At 66.9% G+C, this 11,581-nt stretch carries 12 protein-coding genes; 8 read left to right on the top strand and 4 right to left on the bottom strand.

Features of this window, described 5'->3' with window-relative positions; all coding sequences use genetic code 11:
* The first annotated feature begins 101 nt into the window (after positions 1-101).
* Genes ACSQ1X_RS20245 through ACSQ1X_RS20215 form a run of 7 tightly spaced genes read left to right on the top strand, consistent with a single transcriptional unit; the run spans position 102 to position 7,547 of the window.
* The gene (locus tag ACSQ1X_RS20245; protein WP_436059049.1) at positions 102-1,169 is read left to right on the top strand and encodes an amino acid ABC transporter permease; all 1,068 of its coding nucleotides are present in this window, start codon (positions 102-104) and stop codon (positions 1,167-1,169) included.
* Complete coding sequence (locus ACSQ1X_RS20240; protein ID WP_055807122.1) at positions 1,166-2,008, top strand: amino acid ABC transporter ATP-binding protein; 843 nt, start codon at positions 1,166-1,168, stop codon at positions 2,006-2,008. Before ACSQ1X_RS20245 ends, ACSQ1X_RS20240 begins: the two co-directional genes overlap by 4 nt.
* Before the next feature lie 11 nt (positions 2,009-2,019).
* Positions 2,020-3,057, top strand: coding sequence for a transporter substrate-binding domain-containing protein (locus ACSQ1X_RS20235; RefSeq protein ID WP_436059048.1), 1,038 nt, complete (start codon positions 2,020-2,022; stop codon positions 3,055-3,057).
* Positions 3,054-4,220, top strand: a complete 1,167-nt coding sequence (locus ACSQ1X_RS20230) for an LLM class flavin-dependent oxidoreductase (protein WP_436059047.1) — start codon at positions 3,054-3,056, stop codon at positions 4,218-4,220. The genes ACSQ1X_RS20235 and ACSQ1X_RS20230 overlap by 4 nt, the downstream gene beginning before the upstream one ends.
* Entirely contained in the window at positions 4,198-5,079 is an 882-nt protein-coding gene (locus ACSQ1X_RS20225) for a DUF1684 domain-containing protein (protein ID WP_436059046.1), read from the top strand. The genes ACSQ1X_RS20230 and ACSQ1X_RS20225 overlap by 23 nt, the downstream gene beginning before the upstream one ends.
* A complete protein-coding gene (locus tag ACSQ1X_RS20220; protein WP_436059374.1) occupies positions 5,079-6,164 on the top strand; it encodes an LLM class flavin-dependent oxidoreductase in 1,086 nt (361 codons plus the stop codon). The genes ACSQ1X_RS20225 and ACSQ1X_RS20220 overlap by 1 nt, the downstream gene beginning before the upstream one ends.
* A 9-nt stretch (positions 6,165-6,173) precedes the next feature.
* The gene (locus tag ACSQ1X_RS20215) at positions 6,174-7,547 is read left to right on the top strand and encodes an NtaA/DmoA family FMN-dependent monooxygenase (RefSeq protein ID WP_436059045.1); all 1,374 of its coding nucleotides are present in this window, start codon (positions 6,174-6,176) and stop codon (positions 7,545-7,547) included.
* Between the two features lie 199 nt (positions 7,548-7,746).
* On the opposite strand, the gene ACSQ1X_RS20210 is transcribed toward ACSQ1X_RS20215, so the two are convergent.
* From ACSQ1X_RS20210 to ACSQ1X_RS20195, 4 genes are all read right to left on the bottom strand, one after another.
* Positions 7,747-8,157 (bottom strand): VOC family protein, encoded by a 411-nt coding sequence (locus ACSQ1X_RS20210; protein WP_055807104.1) that lies wholly within the window; start codon positions 8,155-8,157, stop codon positions 7,747-7,749.
* Between the two features lie 9 nt (positions 8,158-8,166).
* Entirely contained in the window at positions 8,167-8,646 is a 480-nt protein-coding gene (locus ACSQ1X_RS20205; protein WP_436059044.1) for a helix-turn-helix transcriptional regulator, read from the bottom strand.
* Positions 8,647-8,738: 92 nt separating this feature from the next.
* Positions 8,739-9,719 (bottom strand): ABC transporter substrate-binding protein, encoded by a 981-nt coding sequence (locus ACSQ1X_RS20200; RefSeq protein ID WP_436059043.1) that lies wholly within the window; start codon positions 9,717-9,719, stop codon positions 8,739-8,741.
* 207 nt (positions 9,720-9,926) lie between these two features.
* A complete protein-coding gene (locus tag ACSQ1X_RS20195; RefSeq protein ID WP_436059042.1) occupies positions 9,927-10,628 on the bottom strand; it encodes a type 1 glutamine amidotransferase domain-containing protein in 702 nt (233 codons plus the stop codon).
* A 108-nt stretch (positions 10,629-10,736) separates the two neighbouring features.
* Between ACSQ1X_RS20195 and ACSQ1X_RS20190 the strand changes: the two genes are divergently transcribed.
* Positions 10,737-11,543, top strand: a complete 807-nt coding sequence (locus ACSQ1X_RS20190) for a hypothetical protein (RefSeq protein WP_436059041.1) — start codon at positions 10,737-10,739, stop codon at positions 11,541-11,543.
* Positions 11,544-11,581 lie beyond the last annotated feature (38 nt).

Below are 11,581 nucleotides of genomic sequence, written 5' to 3'. Positions count from 1 at the left end.
CAATGCAACATGCCGCCTTGCTGCCGCTTTCCGGCGTCCCTAGATTTGCAGCAATCCGAACGCGATAAACCAATCCAGCAAGACAAGAAGCGAGGTGGCGCATGAGTTCAACAGCAACCCGGGCAGCGCAGTCCGCAGCAGGACCGGCGTCCGCCGGACCTGACGCAGGTGTTTCCAATCCCGGCCCGTCCGCGGAGCAGGGCGGACCCCAGGGACCCGAGAACCCGCAGCCCCGCGGACCCGCCACCGACTACGCCGACTACCGGCTGGTCCCGTCCCGCCACCCGTGGCGCTGGGTGGGCACTGCAGTAGTGGCGCTCGGCGTGGCCGCGGTGGCGTGGTCCCTGGCCACGAACCCGCGCTGGGAATGGGGGGTTGTGGCGCAGTGGTTCACCGCTCAATCGGTGGTGAACGGGCTGGTGGAGACGCTCAAGCTCACCGCCATCTCCGGCGTACTGGGGTTCGTCCTGGGCTTCATCCTCGCCCTGATGCGCCTTTCCGCCTCGCCGCTGCTGGTCTCGGTGTCCTGGACCTTCTCCTGGATCTTCCGCTCCACCCCGCTCCTGGTGCAGATGCTCCTTTGGTACAACCTGGGCTACCTCTACGAGAAGATCAGCCTGGGCATTCCCTTCACGGACGTCCGCTTCTTCGAAGTCCAGACCACCACGCTGATCAGCCAGTTCGCGGCTGCAGTCCTGGGCCTGACGCTGAACCAGGCGGCCTACTCGGCGGAGATCATCCGCGGCGGCATCCTCTCGGTGGACCAGGGCCAGCTGGAAGCAGCAGCCGCCCTCGGCATTCCGGCCTGGCGCCGTTCCACCAGGATCGTCCTGCCGCAGGCCATGCGGGCCATCCTGCCCACCGCCTTCAACGAGATCATCGGCCTGGTCAAGGGCACCTCCATCGTTTACGTCCTGGCGTACTCGGAGCTGTTCTACACCGTGCAGGTCATCTACAACCGCACCCAGCAGGTGTTGCCGCTGCTCCTCGTGGCCACGCTCTGGTACGTGGTGATCACCTCGGTGCTCAGCGTTTTCCAGTACTACATCGAACGGCACTATTCGAAGGGCGCTGTGCGGACCCTCCCGCTGACGCCGCTCCAGAAGGCCCGCAGGTTCTTCGCAACCCACGCCGCCGCTTCCGACAACCGAGCAAGGAGCACCCGATGAGCACCGCCGTCGCTGCACCAGAACATCCAACGGCCCCCGCAGCAACCCGCGGGCTCGTGGAAATCACCAAGGTCCGGAAATCCTTCGGTGCCACTGAAGTCCTCAAGGGCATCACGCTGACCGTTGAACCGGGCGGAGTGGCCGTCATCGTGGGCCCGTCCGGGTCCGGCAAGTCCACCCTGCTGCGCACCATCAACCACCTGGAAAAAGTGGACGGCGGCTTCATCGCCATCGACGGCGAACTGGTGGGCTACGAGGTCCGCGGAAAGCGGCTCCATGAACTGCGCGAGAAGGACATCCTCAAGCAGCGCACCGAAATCGGCATGGTGTTCCAGAACTTCAACCTGTTCCCGCACCTCACTGCGCTGGAAAATGTCACCGAGGCGCCCGTGGTGGCACCGCGTTCCGGCAAGCCGCGCCTCACCAAGGCCGAAGCCCGTGAACGAGGACTGGAACTGCTGGACAGGGTTGGCCTCAAAGACCGCGCCGGCGCCTATCCGCGCCAGCTGTCCGGCGGCCAGCAGCAGCGTGTGGCCATCGCCAGGGCCCTTGCACTGGACCCGAAGATCCTCCTGTTCGATGAGCCCACCTCCGCACTGGACCCCGAACTCGTCAACGAAGTCCTGGATGTCATCCGCGAGCTTGCCACATCCGGCACAACGCTGATCATCGTGACCCACGAAATGGGGTTCGCCCGCGACGTGGCGGACACCGTGGTCTTCATGGACCAGGGGCAGATCGTGGAACAGGGCGCACCCCAGGACATCTTCACCAACCCGCAGGAAGAACGCACCCGGAGTTTCTTCTCCAAGGTGATCGAACCCGCTTTCAACATCTAAAGGACCTCCCCATGGCACTCTCCACCTTCCGGCACAACAGCAGCGGCCGAACGCGCACGCTGGCGGCGCTTCCCGCCGTCGTCCTCCTCGGGACCCTGTCCGGCACCCTGGCGCTGAGCGGCTGCGCCGATCCGGGCGCGGCGGCCTCCGGACAGCAGCCGGCGACGACGGCGGCTCGCAACGGCGTCGTCTACAACACGTCACCGGACCAGCAGCGGATCCGGGCGGAGAAGGACGCGGCGCTCGCCGCCAAGGTCCCCGAGCTCATCGGCAAGGACGGCAAGCTCACCGTGGCCACCACGGCCGGCTCGATCCCGCTGTCCTTCCACGCCACGGACGACAAGACGCCCATCGGTTCCGAATTGGACATCGCCCAACTCGTGGCGGACAAGCTGGGACTCGAGCTCGACATCCAGGTCACGTCCTGGGAGAACTGGCCGCTGAAGACCCAGTCCGGCGACTTCGAGGCAGTGTTCTCCAACGTGGGCATCAACGCCGCCCGCGTGAAGCTGTTCGACTTCGCCAGCTACCGGGCCGCCTACATGGGCTTCGAGGCCAAGAAGAGCTCCAGCTATGACATCAAGGGCGCGGACGACATCTCCGGCCTGAAGGTCTCGGTGGGTTCCGGCACCAACCAGGAAAAGATCCTGCTGGCGTGGAACAAGGAACTGGAGGGCAAGGGCAAGGCGCCGGCGGTGCTGCAGTACTACTCCTCCGACGCCGACACCATCCTGGCGCTGTCCTCGGGCCGCACCGACCTGAACATCGCGCCCTACCCGTCCACGGCGTACCGCGAAAACACCCGGGACGACCTCAAGATCGTGGGCAAGGTCAACGCCGGCTGGCCGTCCGAAACCCTGGTGGCCGCCACATCGCTCAAGGGCAACGGGCTGGCGCCGGTCATCACCGAGGCGCTGAACTCCGCCATCAAGGACGGATCCTACGGCAAGGTCCTGGAACGCTGGGGCCTGTCCGAGGAAGCACTGCCGGAGTCCAAGACGGTCACTGAAGCCAACTTCGGGACGCCCCAGGCGGGGAAAACCCAGTGAAGTTCCAGGTCCTCGACATCATCCCGCACCTGAAGAACCCGGTCACAGGGGCGATCGTCTCCACGGCTGACCGGCTCAACCAGGTGGTCCGGACCGCGCAGCGCGCCGAGGAGTTGGGCTACGACAGCTTCTCGGTGGGGGAGCGGCACGCCGGCGAGTTCATCTCGTCGTCGCCCACCACCGTGCTGGCCGCCATCGCCGCTGTAACCAGCCGGATCCGGCTGCAAAGCGGGGTGACCGTCCTCTCCGTCCTTGACCCCGTGCGCGTTGCGGAGGACTACGCAACGATTGACCAGCTGAGCCGGGGACGGCTGGAACTGGTGATCGGCAAAGGCAACGAAGTGCTGCAGTACCCGCTTTTCGGCCTGGACCTTGATGACCAGTGGGACCTTCTGGCCGAAAAATACGGGCTGCTCCGCCGGCTGTGGACCGAGGAAAACGTCACGTGGTCCGGAACATTCCGGTCTGCGCTGACAGAACCGACCACCACCACGCCGCGGCCGTTCGCCGGCGCGCCCCGGGTGTGGCACGGCTCCGCCACCACCCTGACCTCCGCGGCGCTCGCGGCAAAGTGGGGCGATCCGCTGTTCACCGCCAATGCCATCCAGCCGCGGGAAAACTACCAGGTGCTGATCGATCACTACCGCGAAGAGTACGAACGCCACGGGCACGATCCGCGGCACCAGTTCCTCGGATCGGGCAGCGGCGCCGGCGGCGTGTTCATAGCGGACACCACGCAGGAGGCCAAGAGGCAGTTCGGCCCTGTGTACGAGGCACTGACCGCCGGCCGGAATGTGCCGGGGAACAATTCGCCTTTCCGCGACATCGACCATGCGGTCGCGGAAGGGCCCGCCCTGGTGGGCAGCCCGGAGCAGGTGGTGGACAAGATCCTCAGCTACCACCGGCTGTACGGCCACGACCTCCAGTCCATCTCGCTGCCCACCACGCTGCCGTTTGAGCAGCAGCTCGACATCCTCGAACGGTTCGCCCTCGAGGTCATCCCCAAAGTCCGGGCCGCCGCACCCACGCGCCTGTGGGAATCGCCGGATCCATTCGGCGGCCGTCCGGAGTCTGCCGGGGCCACCGAACCGGACGCCGCCGCCACCGTCGCCGCCGACCACGACAACTACAGGAGCGATCATGCCCACGTCTACGCACACTGAAACCGCGGATCTCGACAAGCTCGATCACCGGGACGGACCGGAACACCGGGACGGGCAGTTCAATGCAGCCTGGGCCGAGTGGCACGCCGCCCATGAGCGGCACCGCGCTGACCCCCACGGCTTCCTCGCCGTCACGCACCTGCACTGGCTCGGGGAGGAACCCGCGCGGCTTGACGGCGTTCCCGGCACCTGGAATGTGGAGAACGACGCCGTCCGCCTGGTCTTGGCGGATGGCGAGACCCTGCAACAGGACGGCAGGGAACTGAACGCCGACGGCGGCGCCACCGTGCTGTTCGGGCCCATCGCCGAACGCGGCGGGGTCAACCTCGCGGCGGGGGACACCGTCGTCGAGCTCGCCAAGCGTGGCGGTGAATACATCGTCCGGCCGCGCCACCCGGAGACCCCGCTGCTCCGGGAGTACAGGGGTACGCCTGCGTACGCACCGGACCCGGCATTTGCCGTGGACGGAACATTCGTTCCGTTCGACGAGCCGCGCGCCACCACGGTGGGGGCCGCCGTCGAGGGCATCCAGCATGTGTACGAAGCCCCCGGCCAGGTCCGGTTCCGGCTGGGCGGGAAGGACCTGACGCTGACGGCATTCAACGGCCACGCACCGGGCAGCCTGTCCGTGCTGTTCACGGATGAAACGTCCGGCAAGACCACCTACGCAGCCAACCGCTCGCTGACCATTGCGGCACCCGGAGCGGATGGCACGGTCCACCTGGACTTCAACCGGGCCGTGAACCTACCGTGCGCCTACACAGACCTGGCCACATGCCCGCTGCCGCCCGCCGAAAACCGGCTACCGGTAGCGGTCGAAGCCGGCGAGCAGACGCCCACCGAACGTCAGGAGGCATGATGGGCAACACAAACAACACCGCCGGAGGCTGGGGATTCCTGGCGCTCGAGCTCGACGGCGTTGCCGGGGGAGCTTCGGCACTCGCCGCCGCCGTGCTGGCCGCCGAGTCGGCCGGTTTCCACGCCGTGACATTCAGCGATTCCCCGGCGCAGGGACGGCTGAACGCGCTGCAGCGCGCCGCGTTCGCCGGGCCGCTGACCCGCTCCCTTGTCCTGATCCCGGAAGTGGACACGGCCTACACCGAGCCCTTCCACGCCTCCACCCAGCTCGCCAGCCTTGACTATGTCAGCGGCGGGCGTGCCGGCTGGATCGCAACCGCAGAGGACAACCCCGCGGCGGCCGCCGCCGTCGGGCGCTCGTACGTTGCCGGTGACGGCCTTGCGCAGGAAGCCGCGGCGTCCATCGAAGTCAGCCGCAGGCTCTGGGACTCCTGGGAGGACGACGCCGTGATCCGCGACGTCGCCAGCGGCCGCTACCTCGACGCCGGAAAGCTGCACTACGTGGACTTCGACGGCCCCGGCTACTCGGTCAAGGGCCCGTCCATCATCCCCCGCCCACTGCAGGGACAGCTGCCGGTGCTGGTGCCCGCGTCCCTCGTCGGCGCAGGCCTGGTGGAGCCCGCCGATGTGGATGCACTCCTGGTCTCCGCGCCCACGGCGGAACTCCTCGTGGACGAGGTCCGGGACGTGCGGGAACGGCTGGGCGGCGGGTCACCCGCCGTTGTGGTGGAGCTCGACGTCGTTCTCGACGCCCGCGGTCAGGCCGGCGCCCAGCGGCTTGGGGACGAATCGTCCGCCTTCGGGGAGCCAGGCAGCGGCGGGGTTGACGGTGCCCGGCGTGCACGCTTCGCCGGATCCGCGGCCGACTTGGCCGATCTGCTGACCGAAGTGCTGGAAGTGGCGGACGGTGTCCGGCTGCATCCGGCCAGGTTCGACATCGACTTCGAGGAACTGTCCCGCCTGGTGCTCCCGGAACTCCGGCGCAGGGGAGTGCTCGCACCGGTGCCGCTTGATGGCACCTTCAGGGACCTGCTGGGCCTCGAACGCCCAGCCAGCCGCTACGCCGCAACCGCCGTCGGAAATTAGGGGACAACCATGACACAGCACAGCCGTGCTAAATACCGGCCGAGCGGGAAGCTCCAGTTCGGCATCTTCTTCCAGGGCGTGAATTCGGGGACTGTCTGGAAGGCGCCGGAATCCGGTTCCCAGACGGACTTCGAATCGTTCCGCCGCATCGCCCAGACGGCGGAACGGGGACTGTTTGCCGCCTTCTTCCTGGGTGAGGGGCTCCGGCTCCGTGAGCACCTGGGCCGCCCGCATGAACTGGACGTTGCCGGACGCCCCGACGCCCACGCGATGCTCGCAGCCCTGGCCGCGGTGACCTCCAACATCGGACTCGTTGCCACCCAGAACACCACCTACAACGATCCGGCGGACCTGGCGCACAGGCTGTCCTCGCTGGACCTGCTCTCCGGCGGCCGCGCGGCGTGGAACATCGTCACCACGGACAACGCCTGGACCGGCGCCAACTTCCGCCGCGGCGGGTACCTGGACCACGCTGACCGGTACACGCATGCCGAGGCGTTCGTGGAGACCGCCAAGCGGATCTGGGATTCGCATGACCCGGCCGCCGGGCAGTGGCAGCGCGTGGTCCACGAAGGGCAGCACTACACCGTGGACGTGACCCCGCGGCTGCCCCGCAGTGCCCAGTACCGGCCCGTGCTGTTCCAGGCTGGCGACTCCCCGGAGGGCCGGAACTTCGCTGCCCGGCAGGCCGACGTTATTTTCTCCGCCCACCCCAAGCTCGACGACGCCCTGGATTTCCGGCGCGACATCGTGGAGCGGACGCTGAACGCAGGACGCGGGGCGAACGACGTCAAAATCATGCCGGCCAGCGAGTTCATCCTTGCCGCGACGCCGGAGGAGGCCCGGGACAAGAAAACCTGGGTCCGCAGCCTCCAGATCGGACCCCAGCAGGCCATCGCCTACCTGGAACAGTTCTGGGGACGCGAACTGGGTGAATACGATCCGGACGGGCCGCTGCCGGAGATTGATCCGGTGGTGGAGGAAACCTCCGAGACCCGCGGCAGCGGCTTCCACGGGGCCAAGGCGCGCCAGCTGGCCGACCAGTGGCGGGCGGAAGCCAAGGAGAAGGGACTATCCATCCGCCAGTTCGTCTCCGCCAAGACCAGCCGCGTGGACGCCACCTTCAACGGCTCGTACGCCGAGGTTGCCGACCGGCTGGTGGAATACGCCCGCACCGGCGCCGTGGACGGCTTCAACATCTCGCCGTGGCTGATTCCCACCGGCCTGGACGACATCGTCAACCACCTGGTGCCGGCGCTGCAGGAACGCGGCGTCTACCCCACCGAGTATGCCGGCAGCACGCTGCGGGAAAACCTGGGACTGGCCACGCCGGAACGTGCGGAGTCCGCCGTCGGGGCTGCGCCTTCGGAAGCGAGGGTCTGAGCCGATGGGCGGCGACGTGTCCGGCACGGAAGTGGGAGATGCTGACCGGCAGTCGGCCGCGGACACGGTGAAGCTGCAGCTGACTATCTGGCAGCAGTACCTCTAGAGGACCGGGCCCGCCCATCAAGGGAATCCCCGCCGGACGGAGTCCGGCGGGGATTCTTTGTGCTGGTGGCCTGCCTGACCTGCGCCGGAGGCGTCAGTCCTTCGGGGCCTGGGCGATCCGGACCATGTTTCCGGAGGGGTCCCGGAAGGCGCAGTCGCGCGGACCCCACGGCTGGTCGATCGGCTCCTGCATGACCTCGGCCCCGGACGCCCGGACCTTCTCGAAGGTGGAGTCCAGATCGTCGGTACGGAAGACAAGCATCGGCAGGACTCCCTTGGTGAGGAGCTCCTGCATCATGTCCCCGTCCTCCTGGGAGCGGCCGGCATGCGGCTCGGAGAGCACGATCTCAAGGCCCGGCTGGGCTGCGCTGCCGAGCGTGATCCAGTGGAATCCTCCGGAGGCCACGTCGTTGCGCAGTTCGAGGCCGAGCGCATCCCGGTAGAAGGCAAGGGCCTTTTCGGTGTCATTGACGGTGATGTTGCAGTACTGGAGTGAAATGTTCATGCAACAAAGCTATTCCGCGGGCGTCAGGGCCGCTTCTCGAATCCTGCTCACTTGGGCGGCAGCTTCATTCCCGGGACCTGCGGGCCTGGCACCCCGCCGCGCAGGCCGTGTCCTGATCCGTGCCACGCAACCCGGCATCGCCTCCACTGCGCTGTGTTCCCGAAGCCGGTATGCGCTGGGCGGTTCCCCGACAAGTTCCGTGAAGCGCGAGCTGAAGGATCCCAGCGACGTACAGCCCACCGCCATGCAGGCATCGGTCACGCTCATGCCGCCGCGGAGCAACGCCATAGCCCGCTCGATCCGGCGGGTCATCAGGTAGCTGTAGGGGGTCTCGCCGTAGGCGGCCCGGAACTGCCGGGAGAAGTGCGCCGGTGACATCAGGGCTTTGCTCGCCATGGTGGGCACGTCCAAGGCGCGGGCGAAGTCCCTGTCGATCAGGTCCCGTGCCCGGCGCAGGTGCGCCAGGTTGGCAAGCTCTTGCGGGGTCATGCCATGAGCGTACGCCGCAGTGCCGGGGTTTCGCCACGACGAAGTGCAGGGCAGCCGCCGGCCGCCCTGCACATTCCCCGTCGAAGGCCGGACTACTTCTTGGGCAGCCCCGCAGGGTTCAGCTCGGACTTCTGCACGGCCTCCGAACTGAGGCCCCAGCGGTCCAGGATCTTGGCGTAGCTGCCGTCTTCGATCAGGTGGTTCAGGCCTGCCTGGGCTGCGGCGGCGAAACCGTTGCCCTTCTTGGTGGTGGCCGCGATGCTGGCCTTCAGCGGCCAGCCGCCGTCCACCAGGCCAACCAGCTTGGTTTTGGCGTCGGAAGCCGCCTTGAATGCCGCCGTCGCGTTCGGCCCGAACGTCAGGTCCGCCCGTCCGGACTGGAGGGCGAGCGAGGAGGCGGAGTCGTCGTCGTAATACTGGAACTCCACCGCCGGGAGGCCGTTCTTCTTGTTCTCCTCATCCCAGCGCAGCAGGATGGACTCCTGGTTGGTCCCCGAACCCACAATCACGCGCTTGCCGGCGACATCCGGAGCGGATTCCACCTTCGCGATGGAGCTGTCGCTCTTCGCGTAGAAGCCGAGCTTGTCGTCGCGGTAACTGGCGAAATCGAACTTGAGCTTCCGCTCCTCGGTCACCGTGACGTTGGACAGCACGGCCTCGTACTTCCCGGACTCGACGCCGAGGGGCCAGTCGGCCCAGGCGGTGGGAACGATGTCAGCTTCCAGACCCAGCGTCTGGGCCAGCGCGACGGCGATATCCACCTCATTGCCCACCGGCGTCTTGTTGTCCGTGGCATAGACGGCCAACGGTGCCGCGAACGGGCTGACGGCCACCGTCAGCTTGCCGTCCTTCTTGATTGCTTCCGGGACCAAAGCCGCGGCGGCCGGATCCACTTCAGCCTTCACGCGGTCCTGCTCCGGCGAAAGGTTGAACTGCTTGACGCCCGTGGACGACGTTGCCGGGGCGGACCCCGAAGCCGCAGAAGCCCCGGGGTCCGAGCACGCCGCCAGCCCCAGCAAAGTGGTGGCGGCCAGCGCTGCTGTGACGGCGGGTTTGAGTGAAAAACGGGCCATGGGTTCCCCTTGGAAGTGTGCGGATTCGGTGCTTGTGCCAGCAACTATCCGTCAGCGCGAAAACCCGGTCAAAGCGCGCTGAAACCCTGCGATACAGGGGGTAATCGGGGTTAATCCGGCGTCCGCTGGCGTCACGGAACCTGCGGCCGTGACGCTGCGGCCGGAACGAAGCCGCCTGGCCGCCGCTGCCCGTCGGGGGAAGCCGGCCTACTCTCCGAGGGCTTTGATGACTTCCTTGGCCACGTCCTCGCTGGACTGCGGGTTCTGCCCGGTGATCAGGTTGCGGTCACGGACCACGTTGGAGCCCCAGGCGGCGCCGTTCTCCACGATGGCACCCTTTTCCTTCAGCACGTCCTCGACGAACCACGGGGTGTTGGGTCCGGTGCCGCCGTTGAGTTCCTCGTCATCGGAGAAAACGGTGAGGCGACGCCCAGCAAACGCAAACTTCCCGTCGCCGTCCACGGCGCTGAGGAGGCCCGCCGGGCCGTGGCAGAACGGCGCGATGACCTTGCCGGCCCGGTCCGCTTCAGCCAGGATGCGGCCCAGGTCGTCGTCCTGGTAGAGGTCCGCCATGGGGCCGTGGCCGCCCGGCATCACCACGGCGTCATACCCGGAGGGGTCGACGTCGGCGAGCACCAGCGGCGCAGAAAGTTCGGCGTCGATCTTGGCGAGGTACTCACGGAAGCCGTCCGCTCGATCCTGGCCGCCGGCCGACTCAGCGGCGAGGCTCACCTCGTCCACAGTGGGCTTGGCACCGCCGGGGGTTGCGATGTGCACCGTGTGGCCGGCGTCGCGCAGTGACTGGTGCGATACCACCAGCTCCTCCGCCCAGTAGCCCGTGGGGTGCTGGGTACCGTCCCGCATGGTGAGGGAATCGGCAGCGGATACCACCATCAGAATGTTTGCCATGATGTTGCTCCTGTCCGGCCGGCACGTTCGGGTCGGCTCCTAAGGGCAGCAACTCGCTAAGCATGCTGAGTATTCCTGCCCGGGGCCGCTTGGTATATAACCTTGGGTATGGCCGCATCAATGATGAAGATGGTTCTGTCCTTTGCCGCTGCGTTTGGCTTGGCGCTGATGGGCGGTGGTCCGGCCATGGCGGGCCCGCCGCGTCCGTCTGATCCCGTGGGCATTGATGTCTCATGGCCGCAATGCGGCAAGACCCTTCCCGCCGGACTCGCCTTCGCGATCGTCGGCGTCAACAACGGACTCGCGAACACCACGAATCCGTGCCTGCAGGAACAGCTTGCTTGGGCTGATTCGACGATCAAGGATCCGGCAGTGACGAACCAGCCGCGCGTGGCCCTCTATGTGAACACCGCGAACCCGGGGCTGGCCGGTTCCTGGTGGCCAACGTCCAATGAGTACATGGGAACCACCGTGACCAGCTCGTATGGGAAGTGCGAGGGCAAGAACGATGCGGCCTGTGCCTACGTGTACGGCTACGCCAAAGCGTACGACGACGCAAAGCTGCGTGGCGTGGACCGGCCGGAGGACTATTTCTGGTGGCTGGATGTGGAGACGGGGAACAGCTGGCAGAGCGACACGACTGCGAACCGGGCTGACCTGGAAGGAATGACCGCCTACTTCGAAAGCATCAACGCCGGCGTCGGGCTCTATTCCACCGGCGCCCAGTGGAGCAAAATTGCCGGAACGGTTCCGTCCACCAGCAACCTGGCGGGGCTTCCAAGCTGGCTCGCCGGTGCCAGAACCCTCAATGGCGCCAAGTCGAACTGCTCCCTGGCCGGGCTTACGCCGGGCAGCAAGGTGGCAGTGACCCAGTATGTCTCCAGCGGACTCGACTACAACTACGCCTGCAAGTAGCTGCATCTAAACGGTGTGACAAAAGTGCACCAAGTCAA

The sequence above is a fragment of the Arthrobacter sp. LjRoot78 genome (genome assembly GCF_964254335.1).
Taxonomy (GTDB): Bacteria; Actinomycetota; Actinomycetes; order Actinomycetales; family Micrococcaceae; genus Arthrobacter.
This window is presented reverse-complemented; position numbering and strand designations above follow the sequence as displayed.

Excerpts from the sequence above, each read along its gene's own strand:
- ACSQ1X_RS20245 (WP_436059049.1), top strand. The coding sequence starts at position 102 with ATGAGTTCAACAGCAACCCGGGCAGCGCAGTCCGCAGCAGGACCGGCG.
- ACSQ1X_RS20240 (WP_055807122.1), top strand. The coding sequence starts at position 1,166 with ATGAGCACCGCCGTCGCTGCACCAGAACATCCAACGGCCCCCGCAGCA.
- ACSQ1X_RS20235 (WP_436059048.1), top strand. The coding sequence starts at position 2,020 with ATGGCACTCTCCACCTTCCGGCACAACAGCAGCGGCCGAACGCGCACG.
- ACSQ1X_RS20225 (WP_436059046.1), top strand. The coding sequence starts at position 4,198 with ATGCCCACGTCTACGCACACTGAAACCGCGGATCTCGACAAGCTCGAT.
- ACSQ1X_RS20220 (WP_436059374.1), top strand. The coding sequence starts at position 5,079 with ATGGGCAACACAAACAACACCGCCGGAGGCTGGGGATTCCTGGCGCTC.
- ACSQ1X_RS20215 (WP_436059045.1), top strand. The coding sequence starts at position 6,174 with ATGACACAGCACAGCCGTGCTAAATACCGGCCGAGCGGGAAGCTCCAG.
- ACSQ1X_RS20210 (WP_055807104.1), bottom strand. The coding sequence starts at position 8,157 with ATGAACATTTCACTCCAGTACTGCAACATCACCGTCAATGACACCGAA.
- ACSQ1X_RS20205 (WP_436059044.1), bottom strand. The coding sequence starts at position 8,646 with ATGACCCCGCAAGAGCTTGCCAACCTGGCGCACCTGCGCCGGGCACGG.
- ACSQ1X_RS20200 (WP_436059043.1), bottom strand. The coding sequence starts at position 9,719 with ATGGCCCGTTTTTCACTCAAACCCGCCGTCACAGCAGCGCTGGCCGCC.
- ACSQ1X_RS20195 (WP_436059042.1), bottom strand. The coding sequence starts at position 10,628 with ATGGCAAACATTCTGATGGTGGTATCCGCTGCCGATTCCCTCACCATG.
- ACSQ1X_RS20190 (WP_436059041.1), top strand. The coding sequence starts at position 10,737 with ATGGCCGCATCAATGATGAAGATGGTTCTGTCCTTTGCCGCTGCGTTT.